Source organism: Exiguobacterium sp. s43 (genome assembly GCF_018617255.1).
GTDB lineage: Bacteria > Bacillota > Bacilli > Exiguobacteriales > Exiguobacteriaceae > Exiguobacterium > Exiguobacterium profundum.
Window position 1 is genome coordinate 399,190 of record NZ_JACSJT010000001.1, and the last position, 23,876, is coordinate 423,065.

Consider the following 23,876-nt stretch of genomic DNA (forward strand, 5'->3'; position numbering starts at 1 on the left):
TACGGTGAGAGGAAAAGGACAATCAATGGGACAAAGGGTCAATTCACACCACTTTCTTAAAAAGGAGGTCAATAATTTATAAATGGGAATAAATTCAAATTTTGTTTATATAAAAACGAAGCAAGCATTGACTCTCTGTTGAATTTTGGAAAACGCTGTATCGGATGATTCATGCTATCATTAGGTCAAATTTAAATGGGTGAGGTAGCAGACTGATGATCGAGAACAACTTTTCAAACCGAGTATATCGTAAGCATCAAGAGAAACTGTTCGCGCTCGTACGGATGCCGATTGTAACGGAAGAAACGGTGCAGGAGGCAATTCTGTATATGTGTGAGATTGTCGCCGATATGTTGGCAGTCGATACAGTCTCGATCTGGCATTTTGATACATCGCATCGATCTATTTCATGTCAAGTCGCTTATTCTCACGAATCAGGGACACATCATCCGAAGTTGACGGTCCATCGTGAACTCGCGCCTGACTATTTTGATGCGCTTCAAACAGAGCGAATCCTTTCGTTTGAGGATGTTCGCAGTCATCCATGGGTGAAGGACTTGTACAAAGAGTACTTTGTAGAAGGAAAGCGTGTGTACTCCATGCTAGACGCTCCGATTTATGCAAACAATCGTGCCACAGGTGTGATTTGTTGCGAGACGTTTCTGCCTCGGGAGTGGAACTATCTTGAGGAATTGATTGTGAGTACACTTGCGGATTTTATTGCCATCCTGTACTTCCGGCTTGACCGGCAGCTTGTGGATGAACGGATTCATCAGTTAGCCTACACGGACGAACTGACAGGTTTGATGAACAAATATGCATTTGTCGAGGAAGTCGATCAATTACGTCAACAAGCGAGAGGGTTTTTAGGAGCTGTTTTATATATTCGAGCAGACGATTTTCGGTCTATTGAGGATGCGATTGGAACCGAAACATCGAATTTGATCGTGAAAGAAATGGCGAAACGACTACGAGCAGTAATCGACGAATCTAGGATGGCACGTACCTCGCAATCGGGATTTGTCATTTGGGTACCTTACGGGGAGCGGAGGAAAATACGTTCGTTTGCAGAACATTTATGCGAGCAAGTGACGCGTGCGCCATATCGAGTCAATGAATTAGACGTTGTACTGACGACGAGCGCATTCATCTCCATTGAACATGAAAGTCGATCTACTTTGGATATGATTCATACAACACGTGTCGTTGCAGGTCAATCAGATGAGAAACGTGGGGTCATCAAGTTTTTTGAAGAGGCCATGGCGCAAGAAGCATCTGAGAGACTTTTGTTAGAGATGAATTTACGTACTGGTGTGATATCAGGTCAGTTTGAACTGTATTTCCAACCGAAAGTGAATGCTTCCTCAGGTAAACTGAAAGGGTTTGAAGGGTTGATGCGCTGGAATCACCCAGAGCGAGGTCTCGTGCCGCCGCTCGACTTCATTCCGCTTGCCGAATCAACGGGTGTCATCATCGACTTAGAGGAATGGGCGTTCGTGACGGCTTGTCGCCAACTCAAACGTTGGCATGAACGGGGAGACCGGTATGAACTCGCCCTCAATTTATCGGCGCGTCACTTCTTATCCGAAGGGGTCGTCGAAAAGTTTGCCCAAATCGCACGGGAAGAAGGGGTCAGTACGAGTTATTTGACCTTAGAAATCACGGAAAGCGTCGGGATGGAGAACCAGAAGCACGTCATCGATCGTTTTGTTGCATTCCGAGAAGAAGGTTTTTCCATCTCGATTGACGACTTCGGGACAGGGTTCTCGGCGTTCGTCTACTTGAAGCACTATCCGATTCATGAGATCAAAATCGATCGCCAGTTCATTCAAGTGACTGAGAATGACCCGACCGGCAACGTCATCGTCGAATCGATTGTCGATCTGGCACGTGGCTTGAACTTGAAGACGGTGTGCGAAGGCGTCGAGACGCCTGAGCAGTGGAACGCGTTACGCGAACTCGGCTGTGACGAGATGCAAGGATATTATTTCTCTAGACCGTTACCGCTTGAAGAACTTGAAGAATGGATTGTTGACTATACGACACAGAAAAGGGACGCCTGAGCGTCCCTTTTGCTATGTCATGAATGTGATTCGAATTGTGGTGCCGTGTCCCGGTGCACTGTCGACTTCTATTTTCCCGCCGTGGGCTTCGATGATGTCCCGTGAGATGGCCATGCCGAGACCACTCCCGCGTGCGTCGTCTGTATTCGTGCCTCGGTAATAGCGTTCAAAGATATAGGGCAATTCGGATTCTGCAATCCCATTTCCATCATCTCCAATCGTCACGACGTCACCCTCGATGTGGACCGTCACGTGCACCGAATCGTCATTATGGAGAAGAGCATTATACAAGAAGTTGAGCAAGGCTCGCTTCATAAAGTGACGATCGAGCGAGACGGTCGCTGCTTGAGTAGCCTCAAACTCGATGTGACGCTCCCCAAAGCGAGAATCGTTCAACACGTCGATGACGAGCTCACGAACGAACGGCTCGAGGTTTGTCTCTTCGAGCGTAAGTGGGAAATCGCCGTGTTGCAGACGCATCGTCAAATTGAAATCGTCGAGCAGTTCCTTCATATACTTAGCCTGTCGTTCAATCACATGTACGTATTGTCTGTGCTCGGTGTCATCTAACGAATCATCATCAAGTAGTTCGGCGTAGCCTTGGATGGAGGCGAGCGGGGTCTTCAGGTCGTGCGATACGTTGCTCATCCACTCTTTTCGACGTTCTTCGAGTTCTTCGCGCTGACGTTCATACGTTTTAAGTGTCTGTGAGACGGCATTCAAATCATAGAAAACAGGACGGTAAATCCCTGACTGCTTCGGTTCGGTAGTCGAAAAATCACGTTGCTTCAGCTGTTGAATCCGTTCGGTCAAGCGATATACAGGGCGCGTCAATCGTGAACTGAACAATAAACCGATCAAGGCGGCGACAAGTAAATCGACAACTAGAATCCAGAAGAACGCCTTCGTGATATACGAAAGGACTGCCTGTTCGTCTAACATAAAGAGCACCCGACGCTCATTTGCCTCCGGCACACCGATGAGATAACTGTACGATTCATACTCCCCGATGAAGTAGAGTCGGAGGTCATCATCCATATATTTATACATTTGAATCAATTCGATTGGAGAATAGGCGTCTGGTAATCCACTCGGGGCATCGACCTCGCTGACGACACGTCCCGTCTCATCTAAAAAGCGGACGAATGCACCCGTTTGGCGAAGAGCTTCCCGCCCGGCTTCTGACACAACGGGTTCACCGTCCTCAAGCGATACATAGGTGCTGAAGTTTCGGGTGAAGGTCTCCCCGGCGTTGCTCTCGACATCATCAAGTCCCGTTCGATCATTGATAAGGAGGCCGAATAAGATTGTAATGTTCAAGAAGACGACGAGCGCGACAATAAGGAGAATCGACAACAAATAGCGACCGGTCAGTTTCCATTTCATCATGATCGCTCCTTATACCGTCAGCCGATAGCCAAGTCCCTTGACCGTCTTGATATATGTCGGATCAGATGGATTCGGTTCGACTTTTTCACGGAGACGTCGGATGTGTACCATGACCGTGTTGTCGGATCCGAAGAATGACTCACCCCACACTTGCGTGAAGAGCGTCTCCTTGCTGAGAATCCGGTTCGGGTTGCGTAAAAAGCAGGCGAGAAGACCGACTTCTTTAGCCGTCAACTCCAATCGTTCCCCGTTCACATACACTTCTGTCTCGTCTTCATTCATTTGAAAGGGGCCGACGGTCGTCGTCTCAGGCATTGGTGCTTCCATCATTGAAACCCGTCGGAGCTGAGCCTTTACACGGAATGCCACTTCTTTTGGACTGAACGGCTTCGTGATGTAGTCATCTCCACCGATGGCGAGACCGAGCAGTTTATCGACCTCTTCCGATTTGGCAGAGAGAAAGAGGATCGGGATGTTGGACTGCGCTCGCATCTGTTGGCAGAGCTGATAGCCTTCACCGTCCGGTAACATAACGTCTAAGATCGCCAAGTGAGGGCGGAACGTCTCGAAGACATCAAATCCGTCTTTCAATGTGTGAGCGGTCCGAATCTCATGAAATCCTTCTTTTTCAAGCGCGCGTTGAATCAATATACATAAATCTTGTTCATCATCCACGATGAGAATCCGTGGCTGTTCCATCGTCATCACCTCTTTCTAAGCATATCACGTAAGGATTTTGTAAGGTACGCGTGAGTTGGAGTTAAGACAGAGGGCGTAATGTAAGGGACAGAAAGAGGTGCTGAACATGGAAACATTATTACAAGTAAAAGCGATTCAAAAGACATACGGGAAAGGGGACGCGACGTTTCGAGCGCTCGATGACGTCTCCTTCACCATTGAACATGGCGAGTTCGTTGGAATCATGGGGCCGTCCGGGGCTGGGAAATCGACGTTGCTCAACGTCCTCGCGACAATCGATACACCGACGTCGGGTGAGATTTTAGTCGAAGGCGATGACATTGCGGCGATGAATGAGGAGGCTCTTGCCGATTTCCGACGTGACCATCTTGGATTCATCTTTCAGGACTATAACTTGCTCGATTCATTGACGGTCCGGGAAAACATGTTGCTCCCGCTCGCCGTCTCGAAGACGCCGGTTCATGAGACACGTGCAAAGGTCGAACGGTTAGCGAAACGATTCGGACTCGAAGGGATCCTCGAGCAGTACCCGTATCAAATCTCAGGCGGACAGAAACAACGGACGGCTGTTTGTCGGGCGCTCATCTCGGACCCGAAACTCATCTTTGCCGATGAGCCGACTGGTGCGCTCGACTCGAAGTCGGCGACCGATCTCTTAGATACCCTCGCTCGGTTGAATGAAGCGGAGACGACCATCATGATGGTGACGCATGACGCCTTCGCCGCAAGTTTTTGCCGCCGAGTCCTCTATATTCAAGACGGACAGTTGAAGAAAGAGCTCATTCGCGGCAACGCCTCACGAGACGCATTCTACCAATCAATCCTCGAGGAGCTCGCGAAAGGCGGTGCGGTCGATGACGCTATTTGAGCTCGCTAAGAAAAACGTCGTACGGAATCTGTCGCGATACGCACTCTATGTCGGGACGACCATCTTTTCCATCGTCATCTACTTCACGTTCGCGACACTCAAGCACAGTCATGAAATCAGTGCGCTTGCGGAAACATCGCAAAAGATCAGCGGGTTGATGAGCACGTCGACGTTCATCCTCATGTTGTTCGTCGCTTTGTTTATCGCCTACTCGAACGCCTTCTTTTTGAGAGGACGTAAGCGAGAGGTCGGGCTCTACTCATTACTCGGGGTCCGAAAGAAACAGATTGGACTCTTGCTCTTGTTTGAGAATATTGTCATTGGAGCGGTGTCCTTGGTCGTTGGAATCGTGCTCGGCCTGTTCGGGTCGAATGCGCTTTTGCAACTGTTGATGCGATTGATGGACAGTGACTTGAACATCGGATTCGCTTTCTCTGCGTCGGCATTCATCGAGACGTTCCTTGTCTTTCTTGCTATTTTCCTTTTCACATCATTCCAAGGGTACCGCGTCATCTATCGCTTCAAGTTGATTGACTTGTTCCATGCGGATAAGAGTGGGGAAGGAGTTCCGACGGCGAAAGGATGGGTCGCACTCACAGGTGTGCTCACAATTGGAGCGGCGTACTGGCTCGCGCTCCAAGATTTGATGACGTCATCGCTATGGCGAATGCTCGGACTCGCGATGCCGCTTCTCATTATCGGATTGAGTGTCATCGGGTCTGCGCTTCTCTTTCACAGTGTCTTGATTTTCGCATTGACATGGTTGAAAGGGAACGAGCGCTGGTCGTGGAAACGACTCAATTTGTTGACGACATCACAGCTCCTCTATCGCATTCGCGGGAACGCGAAGACGCTCACGTTGATCAGCATCATCAGCGCGACAGCAATCACGGCAGGAGGTGCCATCTTTAGCGTCTACTACTACGCGGAAGAGAATGTCGCCTCTTATACACCATACACGTATGCCTGGAAAGGGGATGCGGTCGAGGTGAACGGAGCGACGTTCGAATCAAGTGTCGAACAAAAGACGATTCGGACGGAAGCGCAATACGGAGAGCGTGAGCTCGCGGTCATCGATGAATCGACATATCGCCATCTTCTGCAAGGTCTCGGCGTGGCAGAGCCGGCACTGTTCAGACAGGATGAGGTCGTATGGGTCGACCCGTTCTATGACGAACGTTACTCGGAGAATCTTGAATCGGTCGAACTGTCAGGACAGACGGTTGACGTGTCGACGCGTCTTGAAGAATCACCGCTCAACGTGATGACGTTCGGCGGATCGTTCCTCGTCGTCGCCGACGACATGTTCAAAACGATGACGGAGCCGAGCGAGACGTATCACGTTGCCCTCACGGAGTCGTTCAAAGATCAGCGCGAACAGTCTGAGCGTCTAGCGGGACTCGGGCTTGAATCGTTCTCGAGTGCACCGGACGTGTACGCCGAGACGATGGCAATGAACGGGGCGCTCCTCTTTGTCGGGACATTCCTTGGGCTCGTCTTTCTCGTTGCAACAGGTAGCGTCATTTACTTCAAGACGATGACGGAGGCAGAGGATGACCGGGCGAAGTATGCGATATTACAGAAAATCGGGATATCCGATCGGGACGTGCGCCGGACGGTGCGCCAACAGATCATCGTCGTATTTCTCGCCCCGTACGCGCTCGGGATTCTTCATGCGACCGTGGCGCTCATCGCGTTTTCAAACTTGTTGAGCATGAATTTCACGATACCGGTTCTCGTGTGGATGGGCGTCTATACGACCATTTATGCGGTCTATTATGGCATCACAGTTCGCCGCTTCATGACGGCGATTCGATAAGGAGAGAAAAATATGAAAAAATGGATTGGAATTGCAATTGTTTCGATTTTAATAGTGGTCGGAGTCACTCAGGTGGATTGGAATCGAATTGGGAAGGACACCCTTTTCGTTGAAATCGGAGGGGCGATGGATGTGGAGGAGACGACGCTCGAGAACGGCGATGTGATGAAGCGTTACATTTATACACAATCCGCATTCACGGAGGAAGGTGACCAGAAAGAAGTCACCTTTACCGCCGGGAAAGAACTTCGGGAGGGGGCGTTCTTACGTCTTTATGTCAAAGATGAAGATACCGTGACCTCGTACGACGAAGTGAAACGGGAAGAGCTTCCTCGTCCAGTCATTGAGAAGTTGTAACAAAAAAATCATTCGTCACGAACATCATGACGAATGATTTTTTTTTTTGCCTACTCAGACGAGAGGAGTTTCCTAGGCATGAAGTTCAAGTTTGAGTATGTACGTTAGTTCATGATGCGCCAATTCAGAGAAGTTTGTTTTCTTCACATGTGTTCGTGGACGCAATCCGCATTCCAGTGCGATGTCGACAATGGTACGAATCTGATTTTCCGTATAGAATCGCTTCCGGCCGAACGTAAATGGGGTCGGTGGCAAGACGCCATCTGTTTCCCATTTGATCAATTGCTGTTGGCTGCGTGGGATGCCGGCCACGCTAAAGGCGCGACTCAATTCTTTGAGCGGATAGACCATTAGATGCTGCTCTTTATACGAAATTAGTTTTCCCTGTTCCGGTCGGTATGTATCCCATTCGGTCGCTGAAAACGTCAGGTCGGCTTGGTCGAAGTCGTGTTGAGCGGAAGGAATTGAGGCAAAGCTTGCGAGGTCTAGGCTGTTCATCGTGTATGTCTCCTTCTTCAAGACTGACTAGTGAAATTCAAAAAAATGCCCTCCTACGTATCGTACCCCATTTACAAGAATTTAACTTACAGTTTTTTCAAATGTGGGGAATAAATCATGGTACTTTTGACGTATTTTTGAATGCTGTCTGCCGAAGATTAAGATACCCTACTTAATATGAAAACTCAAGAAAAGTAGACAGAAATTGAAAAATGAATAAATATTCAGATAGTTTAGGACTATCGTCACTTATTGTTATAGAAAAATAGAATGAGCACTTCGACTTTGTAAGCGGTTAATAAGGACAAAGGAGGTGAGACAGATGGCAGCATATCGAGAAACGGCGACGATGCTTTATTTGGACACCCGGCGACAACTCGACGGCAAAGAGAAAAAGCAACTCGTCCGCTATGGACCGCTTGGAAGTCGGATGGATGAGGCACGGATGAAACAGTTTGGTGACTTGATCAAGGCACTGATTGATGTGGAATTCGCCAACTACGTCGTGGCCCAAGAATTTCTAGTGTATTAACAGGGAGGACTTATGAAAAACCTCACTCGTCCCGCTGCCAATCCTCGGCACGATGAGCAGGTGGTCACATGAGTTGGCCCGAACTCATCTCAAATTTGGGGTTCCCTATCGTTGTCTCACTCTATTTGCTTCATCGGATTGAGACGAAGCTCGATCGTATGATCCAGCTGCTCGAACGAATGGATACCTCGACCGCATCAGAAACCTAATCCCCTATTGAAAGGAGCCATCCCCCATGGCTGTCTTAACAGAGAAGAAAGCAACGTTCGTTTTGACGACGCATCATGACGTACAAACAGCGAAACCGACAAAAAAAGCACAACGGTTCGGTCCGATTCGTGCCGACCTGACGGCAGATACGATTGATGCGTTCGGTCGTCTCTTGATTGATCTCGTCATTCAAGAGGGAGCAGACCTCGGCATCGTCCGTGAATACGATTTAGTCTAACCCACATCTTAAGGAGGAGAATAACCCATGACTGACACAAAACTTGAAATCTCATTTTTAGATGCATTCCACAAGGTCGTACGCTTCCGCTTGAACAACGTGAAACAACCGGTCGAAGCCCAAAAAGTAGAAGCGCTTGCTGACTTCATGGTCGCCAACGATCCGCTCGCAAAGAACGTGATGGAGTGGACCGAAATCAAGATGATTGAAGGTACGCAGACCGTATTGAGTGAAAAGTAAGGTCAAGAAGCATCGCCATGGCGATGCTTCTTTTTATTTACATAATTATCTTTCAAAAATCATAATTAACAATTATATTAAAAGAAGCAAAAAATAAATAAAATAAGGAAGGGTTTGTAAAAAGTTGAAACGATATCTATATGCCATCATGCTGATGATGATGTTGCTTATGTTGCCAAAGCAGGAGGCGTTGGCTGCTTCTGTCATCGAAACCGGGACGAAACTTGAACAATCAATTAAAGTCATCCCGCAGTCACCATTTTATCTAGACTATCTGAACGGGAAGACGCGCCTGCATGACCCGAATAATCAGTCCACCGTTATCATTGACTATCCCGGGGACTTAACGACGCATTCATCTGGTGACGAGGGGAGCTACGGAGGTGTTCGCTCGTGGATTGCGAGTTTAGACAGACAGGAATGGATTGCCGTTCCGCAATATGACCAACCTCTCATCCGTATCCAACGAGACGGAACGACGTCTCGAATCGACTCCTTGGAATCACCATATCGGGCGTACCTCGTATCGTATGATGCCAGTCGAGACGTGATGCTCTGGCGTGATTCGTACAAAGGCGAGTGGGCGTTGACGGATATGAAAGGAACGGTCAAAAGGACTTACCCGCTCATTTCGGGACAAAGTCTGATATTAGGGACGAATCTTGATGAATTGATTGCATTCAACACGTCCGACAAGTCGATCACACACTTCTCACTCGACACGGGAGAAGAATTAGGAAAAACGACGTATCCGAATGAATCGTTGTCCATCGATTTTGAGTCGAAGACCGATCGACTCTTTATGAAAGGATCCAATCATTTATACGTCTACGATTTCGCAACCCGAACGATTCAAACGCTCAATTTGAACGGGCAGGTCCACTACGATCTCACGTCATTGGTCTATCACGATGGGATTTACTATGGTGTGACGTTTGATGATTCGATGGTCACGATTGATTTGGCGGAAGGTCGCATCACGGAGACGAGCTTGCGCACGCGCAACACGAATAGCGAGTTCGATTTAATCGAGAATGGGTATTTCGTGCAAGACGACCAGTGGTTGTTGTCAATCGAACGTTTCGGGCAAAAACCGAAAGAAATGTACACGTGGTTGAAAGCTACTGGCAACTCGGAGGAGGGGCATACGTGGCTGAATCATGCATATCAACTCATGGCGACCATCACAACCGTTGATGGGATCGAGCATAAGGTGCCTGTTGCTGAATTGCCGACGGATGTGACACAAGTCGAGTCGGCACAATCGTTCGCGGAAGGCTATACGATTCCATCATTTGATCAATCGTTCTCCGCTAAGGTCAGCTTTGCCATGCTGGACCATTGGAAGTCGTTCAAACCAGTCAAACAACTTCCGCTTCAAGTCGACACCTCGTTCGAATACGGAGCAGTCGGGGAGATTAGCGGAATGACGGCACCGAATGCGACCGTATATCTTTCGTGTGAAAAAGCATCGTTTGCTACGTGTTCGAGTCCCGTTCAAGCAGACGAGACTGGTCGCTTCAAGCTCTCGAATGGAATCATCGAAGGAAATCAAACAATCGAGCTATATGTTTCTGATGCATGGGATTACCGTCAAGCAACAGAAGCGTCTGTCAAAAAGAGATTTATGCTTGGACAGCCGGTAATCAACAATCCAACAAAAGTTCTGACAGACACTCGAATGGAAGGGGTCTCTATCCAGACAGAACCTCACGCAAAAGTGGAAGTAAGACAATTAAATTCGAAAACAGCATTTGAAGTGAAAGAAGTTCAGGCGGATGAACACGGTGTGGCGCAATTGACGACATACAGTTCTGACCAACCCTGGTCATACCGGATCTTTTTCCGTGTCCTTGGACAAGAACGTCCTTACGAGATGGTCTACGTTACGAAAGACTATCCGATGCCATCTTTTACGTGGACAAAACCACCAAAAACAGGTGACACGACGATTACCGTATTTAACGACAAGTTAGACCCGGTTCTCGCTGTTTCTCGTAACGGTAGATCCGAATCGGCGAAACGCCTGACGAAAGGTCTCAACGTCATCAACTTGAAAGAACCGCTACGCGAAGGCCAGACAATTAAACTTGTTGCGAGTTTTCGTCCAGAACTTACCCAAACGCTAGAGAAAAAAGTGACGAGTGACACACCAAAAGTATTGACGGTGAAAGATGTTCTCCTCACGTCTTCATCCGCGACGTTCACGTTGGCACACGATCCAAATACGGATATCAATTTCATCTCAAACGGAGTCGTACTCTATACTCGCGTTGTCGGGACGAATCGATATCATATTTCGGCAAAACCGGGAACAACAGTCATCATCGAATCTTCATACGGATCGAAACGAAAGACGCTAACGTATAGGCTACCAAGTGCGACAATCCCATCGGTGACGTTGACGGACGAACAGACGAAACGGGTCGGGAAGACACTACCGAACGCGACCGTGACGTTAAAGAATGGCTCGAAAGTCATCGCGACAACAAAATCGAATGCAAATGGGTCCTACACGCTCACGTTCAGCCGTCCTCGTGCTGGAACGAAACTCTATTTCGAGGCGAAGTCGGGTATTCATCGTGACGCGAAATCAGTTGTGGTTAAGTCGGGGATTCGTCCGACAATCAGCACAGGGACCATCCGTTCGACGACAAAATCAGTAGCGGTGCGAACGAACGTCCCGTATGGCACGCTATATGTCTACAACGGCAGTAAGTTAGTCGCCAAAAAGTCCATCGGCTCGACGACGACCAACGTCTATATCGGAACGCAGCGACGTGGGTCGAAACTGACATTCAAAGTCGTGACGCCTGCGAATCGAACGAATCAAACAACGAAATCTGTGTATTGAATAGTCAGAAGGTGACTCTTGCAGTTTGAGTCACCTTTTTTAAGTTTGGTCAATCCTCTTCATTATTTTCTGAAAATTGTCGATAGTATAGAAAACACTGCATGATTGAGAGGGGAATACATAGATGGCATGGAAATCAACATGGTCTAAGGCACTGAGCCGGATCAAACGAAAACCGACATGGACGTGGAAACCGACACTCAAATGGAAGCGCGGAGAGAAGCGTGAACGCACGACATCTTTCGGAGCGAACGTTGGAAAGAATTTGACGATTCGTCAAAAATTATGGGGGCTCGTCATCATATCGCTCGTCATGGTCTTTGGCGTCGGTGGTTACGCACTGTTTTCAATGAGTGACGCGAATCGTCAAGCGGATGATATCGTCAATAACTGGAACAAAGGGCTCGATTATGCTCATGAACTCAACACACTCGCCGCAAACTATCGAACGCTCGAACTCGATCACATCGTGACAGAGGATGCGACCAAAAAAGAAGAGCTCATGACACGGATGAAAGAGATTCGTGAAGAAATCAATACGATTGCACCAAAGTATGAAAAAACGGCTTCAGGTGCGGAAGACAAAGAACTATTCCAGAATTTCTCGCGTCAATGGGAGATGTATCAACGCGTCTCGGACAACATGTTGACGTTCAGCTCGACCGGTAACACAGGGATGGCGCGCTCATACTATGATGCGCAGTCCAAGTCTACATATGACAACTTCACACAAAAACTAGCGGACCTTGTCGACTACAACTCGGAAGGCTCACAACGTGTCGGACAGAACATGGAAAGTGAATTCATGCAGTCTCTTATGGCATTGATTGCCGTGACCATCGGGGCTGTAGCGATTCTCTTATTCCTCGGGCTCAGCCTGTTGCGCTCGATTATCCGACCGATGCGCACACTTCAGACGCGCTTTGATGAACTCGCGACACAAGGTGGCGATTTGACGATGACGATTCCGGTCACGTCGAATGATGAGATTGCACAAGTCAGTCGTTCATTCAACACATTCCTCGCGACACTACGTGAGATCATGATTGATGTCGACGAGACAGCGAAAGTCGTTCTCTCGTCTTCAAAAGACGTATCTGCTGAAGTGACGCGACTCAGTCACTATATGGAAGAGACGTCTGGAACGGTCGAAGAATTGACGGCTGGTATGGAAGAAACGGCAGCCTCTTCGCAAGAAATGAGTGCCTCGACGACAGAAATGGGAAGTTCGATCGATTCAATCGTCGACTTATCCAATGAGAGTGCCGAAACGGCAAATCGTGTCGAAGCTCGAGCGCACGAGATGCGGGAGCAAGCCGTTGTTTCGAAAACAGAAGCAGTGTCGATTATCGAGAAGAAACAGGTCGAACTCGCGGAAGCCATCAAAGGAGCACAGTCGGTTGAAGAGATTCGTGTCTTGACGACAGCTATTCTTGCGATTGCTGACCAGACAAACTTACTCGCTTTGAACGCTTCGATTGAAGCGGCACGTGCTGGGGAAGCAGGTCGCGGCTTTGCGGTCGTTGCATCAGAAATCCGCAAATTAGCGGAAAACTCACGTCAGACGGTCAACGAGATTCGTGACGTGTCAAACACGGTCATCGATTCGGTCGAACGACTCAATACGAGTTCGGAAGATATGTTGACGTTCCTCAATACGAAAGTCATGGCCGACTACGACCGTCTCGAAGAGTCGGCAACGCAATATGAACAGGATGCGACGGTGTTCGGTGAGACGGCGAAGACGTTCGAAGGTAACGCGCTTCAACTTCGTCATATGACGGACAACATTCTTGGTGTCATTCAAGAAGTGGCGACGACCGTGACAGAAGGCGCGGACGGAACGCAGTCGATTTCAGAGAAAGTTCAACTCTCAGTCGAGCGTTTCAACGACGTTCAGGCGAAGATGGGCGAAACAGAAAAACGGGCGACCGAACTCTCGAATCGCGTGGCGCAATTCAAGCTATAAGCAAGACTCAGAACCAGGCAGATGTCTGGTTCTTTTTTTGTGCCCAGTACAAAAAAATAAAAAGATAGGTCAATACATAAATGAATTTCAAATTGTTGGTACAAATTAGGCTGTTGTGTCCGATAAAGAAAAGGCAATACATAAAAATAGAGAGAAAAAGAGGTGGAAGAGGAGATTACTCCTCGTAGTACGTGAAAAAGATGTTGAACGAATGGACGTTATCAAGAAAAATCATGATGAGTATCGGTTTGATTCTAATTTTGACAATCGTTGGAATGGGATACAATCTGTGGACGCTCGACCGGATGACGAGTCAATATGAACACATGATTTCAAACGATGTCATGAAGATGAAAGCGGCAGACGACTTGGCGCTCGGGATGGTCCGTCAAGCGTATGGTGTCCGCGGGTATGTGCTTCTACAGGATGATGAGCGCAAACAACAAATCAGCCGGGGCGGAGAAGAGAAGAAAACCGCCATCGAATCGTTGATTGAACTCGCGGACAATGAGACCGAACGAAAGGAATATGAATCGTTACTCGGATACGCGACAGGATATGATGAGTTGGCGACTCAAGCCATCGCTGCGATTGACTCAAAAGATCAAGAAGCAATCGATCGATTAGTATTCCGTCTCATGCCGGACGTGACAAAATCCATCTCATCGACAGGTGAGACGCTACAAGCCGAAACAGAAGAACAGTTAATTGCAATGCAAGCCGAATTGCAGGAGGCAGGTGAGCGTGCCTTTTGGTACTCAGTCGTGATCGCAGTTGTCAGTTTGATACTGATGTTTGGTGCCGGATATGCCATTAGTCATATGGTCACGACCCCGTTGCGATTCTTAGCGAAAGAAGTAGAAGTAGTCGCGGAAGGTGATTTGACACGTGAGGATCTTCAGGCGCTCACACAAGATGAAATCGGACAATTGATGACCGGCTTCAACCGCATGAAGGGTAATTTGCGTGAACTCATTGACCGCGTCACCCAAAACGCACAGGAAATCACAGCACAATCGGAAGAACTGTATGCGAGTACGGAAGAGATGGCGTCACAGACGGAGGAAACGACACGTCTCATCGACCGAGTCGTGGAAGAAACGGTCGCGCAGGCGAAAGAAGCGACTGGAACATCTCAAGCGGTGGCTGCTGCCGATGAAGGCATCGGTCGTATCGCTGGCTCGATCGGCTCGATTGACGATGACGTGTCACAGAGTTTGAAGCTCGCCGAAGAAGGTGGTGCGACGATGGCTCAGGCGAAAGACGAGGTGCTCGCACTGGAGCGGGAGACACGTCTGACGGGAGAATTGATTTCGGCATTGAAGCAACAGTCTGACGAGATCGCCCTTATCACCGAGGTCATTCAATCGATCACCGACCAGACGAACTTGTTGGCATTGAACGCGGCCATCGAAGCGGCACGTGCCGGTGAGCAAGGAAAAGGGTTCGCCGTCGTTGCAGAAGAAGTGCGTAAACTTGCCGAGCAGTCGAAGCAGTCGGCGACACAGATCGCCGGGTTGATCGAGTCGATTCAGACACAGTCGAACGCTGTTCTCGACCAACACGTCGTCAGTGCGAAACGCGTCGAGACGAACACGTTGTTGCTCGAACGAGCGACACGCGCATTCGAACAGATTGTCAGTCAGCTCGAGACATCAGTCGATAATACGTCACATATCCGCATCGCCTCGCATGAGATTGCGGAGACGACGAAACAAGTTGCGACGTCCTCTCTTCAAATGTCACAAGACAGTGAAGGGATGGCCGACACGATGCGTACGGTCGGTGAGACGGCTGACGCCCAACTCGCGATGATTCAAGAATTGAACGGTGTCGCCGAATCACTCGGCAATATGACGAGTGACCTGCAGACACTGATTGGTCGATTCACGACATAAGTTGAAAGCCCTGTCTCCTTGGAGTCAGGGCTTTTTCGTTCACATCGAAACGATTTGCGATGAAGAAAGTGGGGAATGAACAACAAGGTAAACGACAAAAAGGAGTGGATTATATGAAGTATACGGTCATTACAGGAGCCAGTTCAGGTATCGGGTATGAGACAGCGAAGTTGCTCGCTGAAAAGGGAAAGTCGCTCGTGCTCGTCGCAAGACGAAAAGAAGAGCTCGAATCGTTGCGTGATGAAATCAAATCGATCTCGTCGGACAGTGACGTCATCATCAAATCGACCGACCTATCATATAGCGAGAACGTGTACGGATTATATGAATCGCTTGCGGACCTCGACATCGAGACGTGGATCAACAATGCGGGATTCGGGGATGCAGATCTCATCAAGGACGTCGACCTCGGTAAAATCGAGAACATGATTCGTTTGAATATCGAGGCGCTCACCGTCTTATCGAATCTATACGTTCGAGATTATCATGATATCGAAGGGGCACAGCTGTTGAACGTGTCGTCTGTCGGGGGATATCGAATCGTCCCGAACTCGGTCACGTATTGTGCGACGAAGTTCTTCGTGAGTGCATATACGGAAGGACTCGCACAAGAGTTGAAGCAGAGTGGGGCCAAACTTCGGGCAAAAGTACTCGCACCGGCCGCAACGGAGACGAGCTTCGCCGACCGGGCTCGCGATACGGAAGGATTCGACTACAGTGAGAACGTCGCGAAATATCATACGGCGCGCGAGATGGCGGAGTTCCTATGGGAGTTACTTGAAGGCGACGAAGTCGTCGGAATTGTCGATCCGGAGGACTACTCGTTCAGCCTGCGTGGACCGATTAAACCGTATGCCGGATAAACAAAAACATCACGCCCTGTTGGCGTGATGTTTTTTAGGATGTCGGTACAGAGTAGCCACCCGTGAAGCGGTGTGTCAGGCGACGTGTCAAGTAACGTAACCGAAGGCGCCATACATAAAACTGTGACGTGTTCGGAAGAATGACGTTGTCGACGTATTCGGCGAACATATGGCGGAACATCCGCTCTTCACTGCGGTCATAGGTCGCACTCCACATCCCGTGATTCTCGACTTCAAGGAGCATCCAAATCATCTCATCGGTAAGCGGGTCATCGTCCTTCAACTCGGCCGTCAGTGCAGCGAAACGATGGCTACACATAGACGCGTATAAGGAATGGGCATGCGGATCATGCGGGTTTAATGTTAAGTAACCGCTCGCCGTCTTCATCAGTTCATCGACCATATCGAGCGGAATGTCGTCATACACTTGGAAAAATTCGAGCAACATCGGGACGGTGTCCGGACCAAATCCGGCAAGCCGGACATAGTTCATGATATGAAGACCGGCCTCGCCATGGAATTTGCGGTCGAAGTAGTGGACGGCAAGGGCGCGATGCATGATTGGGACGTCCGGATAGCGTTCGACGCCACGGAGAAAGTGTTGTTCCGCCTCGAACGTGAACCCGGTGTCTTCACTGACAAATCCTTTTAACATATGAAGAATGTAGTGGTCACCGAGCGAACTCGCTTTCTCGAGCCACGGATTGGCCGAATCGGTGTCACCTTCTCGAATATATGGATAAGCACGCATCGCCGGGAAGAATGGGTCGTCCGGGAACGCGGTCTCGCCCCGTGTCGCCATGTCATTGATGGCTTCAGCGTTATAAGCTTCCGTTAATTCTGCGAGGAGCATCATCTCAAGGAACGTGCGCTGGAACTCTGAGGTGTGTAAATCGATCGTTTGTGTCATAGGGTGTCCTCCTCACAAGTACTAGTGTCGCTCTATTATACTTGTTCTTGTCACAGTCGAGTAACATCTTTTGCAAAAACGGGAAATGGAAAGTAAGGACTGGAAAGGAGGGGAACGGCATGGCGACGTTCACTGGATATGTCGTAGAGGTGATGGATGAGAAAATCCGCGTCACGCCGACGCGGGAAGCAGAACCGTTTGACGGCATCGTGTTTCATGTAGCGAGACCTCTTTTGGATGAGACACCGCTTCTCATCGGACAACAGGTTCGAGTCGAGCATGATGAACGGTTGACACGCTCCTTGCCACCGCAAGCGACGGCACGTCGGGTCGATGTGTTATGATGAAGACGAGGTGAATGACATGGGACAACGGAACTTTCTATGGCTTGGAGCCGTCGTCGGCTTCAGTGCCCTCGTCGTCTGGTTATTGCAAGACGCGCTCCCGTTCTGGGCGCTGTCGATTCTACTACTCGGACTAGGAGCGGTGCTCGGCAATCTCCAACGACGTTTCACACGTGACGAATAACAAGCACTCCATCATTCGGATGGAGTGCTTGTGTCGTTTTCTTCTTCATTTATGTTTTCTTCAGTGTCCGGATCGTCTTCGACGATGGAGCCCTCATCCCCGTCTGGTTCGAGCGTCGTCGGTTCTTCTGGCTCCGCTGGCTCTTCCGGTTCGCTCGGTTCCTCCGGCTCAGTCACCGGAGGATCTTCTTCAATCGGCTCTTCCGTTTCCGGTGGATCCGTCGGTTCCTCCGGTTCACTCGGCGGTTCCGCAGGTTCTTCTGGCGTCACTTCAGGGGTCGTCGGTTCGGGCTCTTCCACAACCTCCTCTTCGACTTCTTCCTCGACCGGTGCCTCCGGTTCAGTGACAGGTGGGATTTCAGGTTGTGCCTCAGGAATAGAAGGCGTTTCCGGAACGACGACCGGTTCTTCTGTCAAATCCGGTTTGATCGGTTCAACGGGTGCGAGTTCGATAGGTGGCGGTGCCGGTGCATCTTTTGCGATGAACGTACGGATGTCTTGTTCAAATAGTGCGGTCGGCAAGGCGATCCCACGCAAATGGATGGCGACGACTCGCCCGGATGCTGAAAGAAGTGGACTGCCATACGCATGACGTGGCAATTCAAAGTTTCGACTATAGCCGTTCTCGGCGAATGTGACCGTACCGTTGATGCGTTCTTGCATCGTCAAGGTGGTCAACGTCTCGTCCTCTGCGGCGATTGCTTGCGTGAGTGTGTATGGTGTGTTCTCCGTCTCTTCGATTCGAATGACAGCAATGAGCTTCGTCCGACCGACGACGGTGCCGGAGACGGCCTCACCGTCATGGTACATGATGATATTCGTCAACCCGGCCACATTCGAGGCGGCGGTGACGACATCGCGTGAGCTCACCAAAAATCCCGTTCCGTAACTGACGGTGAAGAGGCTGTCCTGTAAGGCGGCGAAGTCGACCGGTGTCGCTTCGTCAGCGGAGACCGTATCTTCCCTAATCGGCAAGTTGACCTGATCGGCGAGCGAGTCGGTCGAACGTAGCATGTCCGTGAAATAGGCGTTTCCAATGAAGGTGACAAAGGCAATGAGTGCGATAGCGAATGTGGTGGCAAATAACCAAATCGTGCGACGTGAGCGGCGGCCACACGTCGGACAGACCGTTTTCGATCGTGTCTTCTTTCCGCAGTGGGGACAAGTCACGGGGGCACCTTCTTTCCATAAAGTTCGATGCTATGCTTATTCCTTCATTTGGAAAGAGGTAAACAAATATTTTGGAGGGGTCACACATTTTAAGTCACATGATAAAATCTTCAAAAGATATAGGGGGAAATCCAATGAAATTCATCATCTTATTTGGTCCACAAGCCGTCGGCAAGATGACGGTCGGACAGGCGCTCGCTGACAAAACCGGACTGAAATTATTCCATAACCATATGACGATCGACCTCGTCGGACCGTTCTTCAATTACGGGACGCCGGAAGGGAAGCGACTCGTCCAACACTTTCGTCAAGAACTGTTCGAGGCGGTCGCCAAGAGTGATTTACCCGGCATGATTTTCACGTTCGTCTGGGCGTTTGACATGCAGGAGGACTGGGATTACGTGAAGAAGGTGACGGGCTTGTTCGAGTCACACGGGGCGGACATCTACTATGTCGAGCTCGAGGCCGAGATAGAGGAACGCCTTGCGCGCAATACGACGGAGAACCGCCTCACCCATAAACCGTCGAAACGTGACATCGCTTGGTCCGAAGCGGAACTGAAGCAGACGGCGACGATGTACCGATTGAACTCACGTCCGGGGGAATTAGACGTCGAGCATTATCTCCGGATCGATAACACGAACTTAAGTCCAGAAGAGACAGCGGCACAGATTCAACAAGCATTTGACCTATAAAAAAGCGAGTCCCCATATGGGAACTCGCTTTTCTTATGCCCACCATTCGGGGCGTTCATAGTCGACCAACACCTGTTTTTCGAGGAGGCGTGGTACAAGGTATGAGGTGACGTTCGGAAGACGATCATCGAGGTCGGCCGGATGGACCATCACTTCGATGGATCGTCCTGGTTCGATGGCATCGAGCGTCGCATGGGAGACGCCATCCGCGTAGAACTGATCACTGAACCGTTCGGTCACCCACAAGTCTCGGCGTGACCCGAGCGTCGTTAAGGCCCGAAACGTCGTGTCGTATTCTTCAGCGAGACGAATGATGACGTCGTGCAGGACCGGCCAACCGTGAATGTGATGGTGGCTGTCGAGATGGTCGAGTGAAAGTCCTGTCGCAAGGAACGCCTCGATTTGGGCTTTCCACTCCAAATAGACGAGTTCCGGGTCAGGCGAGTCTTCAGTCATGAAGCGGCTCGTGTAGCGGAACGTACCATCTTCTTTCGTGAGGGGAGCACTCGTGTCGGCGAGCGGTTTGCCCCAAGACAAGACGAGATGGACCCCGACACGGAGCGACGGATGTTGTTTCGCGAGTCGGACCGCTTCCTCGACGGCATACCCGTTCATGATCATCGTCGCCGAATTGACGATTCCATTCACGTGACTGTCGAGTGTGCCGGCGTTCACACCCGTCGTCAAGCCGAAGTCATCGGCGTTGACGAGGACGAACGTTTTAAGCATTGACGAGACCAAGTGCCTGGTCGAGGACCAGGTCGCCTTTCATCATCCCATACGCCATGTTATCGATGACCGCGACCGGGACGTCGACGGACGACTTGATTTTGCCTTCGAGGTAGCGGACTTGTGGTCCGATCAAGATGACGTCGACGTTCGACTGTTCTTTCAAGCGCGACTCCGGAATCGCGTCAATGGATGCGTCTAGTCCGCGTGCGGCAGCTTCCTTCCGCATTTTTTCCACTAAGATTGATGTCGACATTCCTGCCGAGCAGACGAGTAAGATGTTCATGTCGTTTCCTCCAATCGATTCAAACGGGTGATCATGTCAATCATTTCGACAGCGAGCTCTTTCACGGTCATCGCCGTCATAAGATGGTCTTGTGCGTGGACGAGGAGGACGCTCATGTCGCTCGTCGTCCCCCGTGCTTCTTCTTGTAACAGCTCCGTTTGTAGCTTGTGTGCGTCCAAGAAGGCCGCGTCGGCTTCTTTCAACTTTGCCGCCGCTTCGTCCGCTTCACCGCGTTTCGCGGCAGCGATAGCCTCGAATGCAGATGAGCGTGCATTTCCGGCATGTAAGATAATCATAAACGAAAGTTCTTGGATGGTTTCGGTTTTCACGAAATCTTTTCTCCTTCCTCAGTAGCAGCTTTGTTTTTATTGATTTCGGCTGTCATCGCCTTCGCTCCTGCCATGACGAATGGAATATACATCGCTGTCGCAATCGACAAGTTGACGATTTGGAGCAAGACGCCGCGAACGCTACCGCCCGTGACCAAATAGCCACTGATGATTGGTGGCGTTGTCCATGGGACGATGGCGACTGTCTTCGGAACCATGCCTGTCGAGAGCGCGACATAAGAGACGATGGTGAGCGTGACCGGCACTAAGATGAACGGTACGAGCATGATCGGGTTCAATACGATCGGAAGACCGAAGATGACCGGTTCGTTGATGTTAAAGAGACTGGCTGGTGTCGACAGTTTTGCCACTTGGTGATACGGGTGATTCCGTTGTTTGCGGACGACGATGAAGATCGCGAGTAAGAGCGCGAACGTCGTACCCGATCCACCCATGAAGACGAACGCATCCAAGAACGGTTTTGTGACCGTGTACGGTACATCAAACGCTGACGTTCCAGCTTGGAAGGCAGCCAAGTTTTGCTCGATGAGCGGGAGATAGACCGGTTCGATGACCGAGCCGATGATGTTCGTCCCGTGAAGCCCGAAGAACCAAAGGATGTGGTTCAAGAAGGCGATGAGCAAGGCAGCCGGGAGTGAGTCGCCGAATCCTTGGAGCGGTTGTTGGATCGCTTTAAAGATGACTTCAAATACACTGAGTTCGACGACGAGCGTCATGAAGAGCTGGAATCCTGCGACAACCGTCAAGATGATCATTGATGGGATGAGCGCTTGGAATGAACGGGTGACCCCACCTGGTACACCTTCTGGCATCTTGATCGTCAGTTTCGTATTGATGAGGTAGCGGAACATTTCTGTAACGACAATCGATACGATGATGGCGACGAAGAGACCTTGTGCGCCTAGCCATGCGAAGTTGAGACCCCAGTCAGCAGTGACCGGTACGAGCATGATATACGAGGCGAGCGACAAGATCCCCGCCGCGAGCCCGTCAATCCCGTATGAACGGGCCAAGTTATACCCGATCGAGAAGGCGATCAGGAGCCCGAGTATCGCGAAGGACGCATTCCAAATGCTACCGCCAAGCCCTTGCCAATTACCTTCGCCGAACATACTGTTCATCGATCCGACGAAGTCGAGTGAGAGACCACCGATGTTGATGGCTGGGAAGTTGTTGATGAGGACCGCGAGCGACCCGACGATGATGAGTGGCATGACGGAAACGAATCCGTCACGGATGGCGACTAAGTGCCTTTGGGACCCGATACGTCCCGCGATTTCAATAAACTTGTTCATGAGTAAACCTCCTTCTTAAATTGGGGTAGGTACGCCTCGTGCGCTGTGAACAGCTCTTTAAGAAGCGGGTCGATCCGTTTCTCGTCCTGGATGAGCGGGTTCATGAGGCAGGCAAGGTAGGCGTCCTCGTACGTGCCAGATACAGCCGCTTGGATGGCGAGCTGTTCAAACGTTTTTAAGTTCGTGATGAGCCCACGGATCGGTAGCGGCAACGCGCCGATGGAGATTGGGCGAGGCCCCGACTTCGTGATGACGGCGTTCACTTCGATGACCGCATCGTCTGGTAAATCTCGAATCGTGCCGTTATTGAGCGTGTTGACCGTCTGGATGTCACCGCGGTCGTTGTGAATCGAGTCCATCAAGTTGCAGGCGGCGTCTGAATAGTAGGCGCCTCCACGTTTTTCAAGCTCTTCCGGTTTGACGGCGAGATCGACGTCTTTGTATTTCTCGAACAACTGCGCCTCGACTTGTTGCACGACTTCGGCACGGGTGCCATTTTGTGCGTACGCCTCAAGATCTTTCTTCAACACATCTTTCGTCTGGAAGTAATACTGGTGATACGGGTTCGGTAACATGCTGAGTGACGATAGGAACGATTCGCTCCAACCGAGACCGACGATGTTCGCCGGAGAGTAGTCGTTGCCTGAGTTGAGTGAGGCGAGGACGTCACTCGTCCGGTCCACGCCGTCGACCCATACGTGACGACCGAAGACGAAGTGGTTCAATCCGATAAATTCAATCGCGACTCGTTCGACAGGTGTCTCGAGGATCTCAGCGACCGAGTTTCGCATGTTGAACGGGATGTTGCATACACCGATGACCTTCTTATGAGATGAGTGCTTGAGTACGGCCTCGGTGACGATGCCCGCCGGATTGGTGAAGTTGACGAGCCAGGCATCCGGACAAATCTCGGCGACTTCATTTGCCAAGTCGATCAAGACCGGGATGGTACGGAATGCTTTGAATAATCCGCCTGCGCCGTTCGTCTCTTGCCCGATGAAGCCGTGCTTGAGCGGGATGCGTTCATCGAGCGCGCGTGCCTTGAGTCCACCGACCCGAATCTGTGTGGATACAAAATCTGCGCCGACGAGTGCGGCTCTTCGATCGAGCGTCCAACTGAGTGTGATCTCGGCGTTTGCCTTTTCAATCATCCGCTGAGCGAGACGACCGACAATCTCTAGTTTCTCCCTCCCTTCTTCGATATCGACGAGCACAATCTCCCGAACGGGGAACGTTGCCTGTCGATCAATCAATCCTTCGATGATTTCCGGGGTGTAACTGGACCCACCGCCGATGATGACGACCTTGACTGCCATGGTGCCAACTCCTCCTTTTGAAAGCGATTTCTTTTTGTCGTAACAAATATAACAAATGATACAACTTTCGGCAATATGAAAAATACAAATAATACAAATAA

The 23,876-nt window shown here is 50.2% G+C and carries 25 protein-coding genes; 15 read left to right on the forward strand and 10 right to left on the reverse strand.

What is annotated here, in order from left to right:
• Positions 1–215: 215 nt before the first annotated feature.
• Entirely contained in the window at positions 216–2,063 is a 1,848-nt protein-coding gene (locus KNO79_RS02140) for a sensor domain-containing phosphodiesterase (protein ID WP_214690510.1), read from the forward strand.
• A 12-nt stretch (positions 2,064–2,075) separates the two neighbouring features.
• On the opposite strand, the gene KNO79_RS02145 is transcribed toward KNO79_RS02140, so the two are convergent.
• Together KNO79_RS02145 and KNO79_RS02150 are read right to left on the reverse strand one after the other, a co-directional pair.
• Positions 2,076–3,449 (reverse strand): sensor histidine kinase, encoded by a 1,374-nt coding sequence (locus KNO79_RS02145; RefSeq protein ID WP_074035937.1) that lies wholly within the window; start codon positions 3,447–3,449, stop codon positions 2,076–2,078.
• A 12-nt stretch (positions 3,450–3,461) separates the two neighbouring features.
• Positions 3,462–4,151 (reverse strand): response regulator transcription factor, encoded by a 690-nt coding sequence (locus tag KNO79_RS02150; RefSeq protein ID WP_074035939.1) that lies wholly within the window; start codon positions 4,149–4,151, stop codon positions 3,462–3,464.
• A 106-nt stretch (positions 4,152–4,257) separates the two neighbouring features.
• Between KNO79_RS02150 and KNO79_RS02155 the strand changes: the two genes are divergently transcribed.
• Genes KNO79_RS02155 through KNO79_RS02165 form a run of 3 tightly spaced genes read left to right on the forward strand, consistent with a single transcriptional unit; the run spans position 4,258 to position 7,195 of the window.
• Positions 4,258–5,019 (forward strand): ABC transporter ATP-binding protein, encoded by a 762-nt coding sequence (locus KNO79_RS02155; RefSeq protein ID WP_159562873.1) that lies wholly within the window; start codon positions 4,258–4,260, stop codon positions 5,017–5,019.
• Entirely contained in the window at positions 5,006–6,838 is a 1,833-nt protein-coding gene (locus tag KNO79_RS02160; protein WP_214690511.1) for an ABC transporter permease, read from the forward strand. The genes KNO79_RS02155 and KNO79_RS02160 overlap by 14 nt, the downstream gene beginning before the upstream one ends.
• A gap of 12 nt (positions 6,839–6,850) precedes the next feature.
• A complete protein-coding gene (locus tag KNO79_RS02165) occupies positions 6,851–7,195 on the forward strand; it encodes a YxeA family protein (RefSeq protein WP_214690512.1) in 345 nt (114 codons plus the stop codon).
• A 72-nt stretch (positions 7,196–7,267) separates the two neighbouring features.
• Here KNO79_RS02165 and KNO79_RS02170 read toward each other — a convergent pair whose 3' ends face one another.
• Complete coding sequence (locus KNO79_RS02170; RefSeq protein ID WP_074035947.1) at positions 7,268–7,693, reverse strand: MerR family transcriptional regulator; 426 nt, start codon at positions 7,691–7,693, stop codon at positions 7,268–7,270.
• A gap of 322 nt (positions 7,694–8,015) precedes the next feature.
• Between KNO79_RS02170 and KNO79_RS02175 the strand changes: the two genes are divergently transcribed.
• The 8 genes from KNO79_RS02175 to KNO79_RS02210 all read left to right on the forward strand — a co-directional run bounded on the left by KNO79_RS02175 (position 8,016) and on the right by KNO79_RS02210 (position 16,497).
• The gene (locus KNO79_RS02175; RefSeq protein ID WP_214690513.1) at positions 8,016–8,225 is read left to right on the forward strand and encodes a hypothetical protein; all 210 of its coding nucleotides are present in this window, start codon (positions 8,016–8,018) and stop codon (positions 8,223–8,225) included.
• A 68-nt stretch (positions 8,226–8,293) separates the two neighbouring features.
• Positions 8,294–8,434, forward strand: coding sequence for a YvrJ family protein (locus KNO79_RS02180; protein WP_074035951.1), 141 nt, complete (start codon positions 8,294–8,296; stop codon positions 8,432–8,434).
• 26 nt (positions 8,435–8,460) lie between these two features.
• Positions 8,461–8,673, forward strand: coding sequence for a hypothetical protein (locus tag KNO79_RS02185; protein ID WP_159562870.1), 213 nt, complete (start codon positions 8,461–8,463; stop codon positions 8,671–8,673).
• Between the two features lie 27 nt (positions 8,674–8,700).
• On the forward strand, positions 8,701–8,913 hold the full coding sequence (locus tag KNO79_RS02190) for a DUF2922 family protein (RefSeq protein ID WP_074035953.1): 213 nt from the start codon (positions 8,701–8,703) through the stop codon (positions 8,911–8,913).
• Between the two features lie 124 nt (positions 8,914–9,037).
• Positions 9,038–11,767, forward strand: a complete 2,730-nt coding sequence (locus tag KNO79_RS02195; RefSeq protein WP_214690514.1) for a hypothetical protein — start codon at positions 9,038–9,040, stop codon at positions 11,765–11,767.
• Between the two features lie 124 nt (positions 11,768–11,891).
• Complete coding sequence (locus tag KNO79_RS02200; protein ID WP_214690515.1) at positions 11,892–13,736, forward strand: methyl-accepting chemotaxis protein; 1,845 nt, start codon at positions 11,892–11,894, stop codon at positions 13,734–13,736.
• Between the two features lie 200 nt (positions 13,737–13,936).
• The gene (locus KNO79_RS02205; protein ID WP_214690516.1) at positions 13,937–15,634 is read left to right on the forward strand and encodes a methyl-accepting chemotaxis protein; all 1,698 of its coding nucleotides are present in this window, start codon (positions 13,937–13,939) and stop codon (positions 15,632–15,634) included.
• 113 nt (positions 15,635–15,747) lie between these two features.
• Positions 15,748–16,497 (forward strand): SDR family NAD(P)-dependent oxidoreductase, encoded by a 750-nt coding sequence (locus tag KNO79_RS02210; RefSeq protein WP_214690517.1) that lies wholly within the window; start codon positions 15,748–15,750, stop codon positions 16,495–16,497.
• A gap of 34 nt (positions 16,498–16,531) precedes the next feature.
• Here the strand turns inward: KNO79_RS02210 and KNO79_RS02215 are convergent, their stop codons facing one another.
• Entirely contained in the window at positions 16,532–17,407 is an 876-nt protein-coding gene (locus KNO79_RS02215) for a tetratricopeptide repeat protein (protein ID WP_214690518.1), read from the reverse strand.
• 119 nt (positions 17,408–17,526) lie between these two features.
• Between KNO79_RS02215 and KNO79_RS02220 the strand changes: the two genes are divergently transcribed.
• Together KNO79_RS02220 and KNO79_RS02225 are read left to right on the forward strand one after the other, a co-directional pair.
• On the forward strand, positions 17,527–17,751 hold the full coding sequence (locus tag KNO79_RS02220; protein WP_214690519.1) for a YobA family protein: 225 nt from the start codon (positions 17,527–17,529) through the stop codon (positions 17,749–17,751).
• Positions 17,752–17,770: 19 nt separating this feature from the next.
• A complete protein-coding gene (locus tag KNO79_RS02225; RefSeq protein WP_012727200.1) occupies positions 17,771–17,935 on the forward strand; it encodes a hypothetical protein in 165 nt (54 codons plus the stop codon).
• Positions 17,936–17,946: 11 nt separating this feature from the next.
• Here KNO79_RS02225 and KNO79_RS02230 read toward each other — a convergent pair whose 3' ends face one another.
• Positions 17,947–19,104, reverse strand: a complete 1,158-nt coding sequence (locus tag KNO79_RS02230; RefSeq protein ID WP_214690520.1) for a S1 family serine peptidase — start codon at positions 19,102–19,104, stop codon at positions 17,947–17,949.
• A 134-nt stretch (positions 19,105–19,238) separates the two neighbouring features.
• Here KNO79_RS02230 and KNO79_RS02235 point away from each other — a divergent pair, with 134 nt between their 5' ends.
• Entirely contained in the window at positions 19,239–19,799 is a 561-nt protein-coding gene (locus KNO79_RS02235; protein WP_031422484.1) for an AAA family ATPase, read from the forward strand.
• Between the two features lie 33 nt (positions 19,800–19,832).
• Here KNO79_RS02235 and KNO79_RS02240 read toward each other — a convergent pair whose 3' ends face one another.
• Genes KNO79_RS02240 through KNO79_RS02260 form a run of 5 tightly spaced genes read right to left on the reverse strand, consistent with a single transcriptional unit; the run spans position 19,833 to position 23,775 of the window.
• A complete protein-coding gene (locus tag KNO79_RS02240; protein ID WP_214690521.1) occupies positions 19,833–20,528 on the reverse strand; it encodes a carbohydrate deacetylase in 696 nt (231 codons plus the stop codon).
• Complete coding sequence (locus KNO79_RS02245) at positions 20,521–20,814, reverse strand: PTS sugar transporter subunit IIB (protein ID WP_012727190.1); 294 nt, start codon at positions 20,812–20,814, stop codon at positions 20,521–20,523. Before KNO79_RS02245 ends, KNO79_RS02240 begins: the two co-directional genes overlap by 8 nt.
• Positions 20,811–21,143: a PTS sugar transporter subunit IIA gene (locus tag KNO79_RS02250; RefSeq protein WP_084156011.1), complete on the reverse strand. Its 333-nt coding sequence runs from the start codon at positions 21,141–21,143 to the stop codon at positions 20,811–20,813. Before KNO79_RS02250 ends, KNO79_RS02245 begins: the two co-directional genes overlap by 4 nt.
• Positions 21,140–22,459 carry a PTS sugar transporter subunit IIC gene (locus tag KNO79_RS02255; protein WP_012727188.1) on the reverse strand — a complete coding sequence of 440 codons (1,320 nt, stop codon included), beginning with the start codon at positions 22,457–22,459 and terminating at the stop codon, positions 21,140–21,142. Before KNO79_RS02255 ends, KNO79_RS02250 begins: the two co-directional genes overlap by 4 nt.
• Positions 22,456–23,775: a 6-phospho-beta-glucosidase gene (locus KNO79_RS02260; RefSeq protein WP_214690522.1), complete on the reverse strand. Its 1,320-nt coding sequence runs from the start codon at positions 23,773–23,775 to the stop codon at positions 22,456–22,458. Before KNO79_RS02260 ends, KNO79_RS02255 begins: the two co-directional genes overlap by 4 nt.
• Between the last annotated feature and the right edge of the window lie 101 nt (positions 23,776–23,876).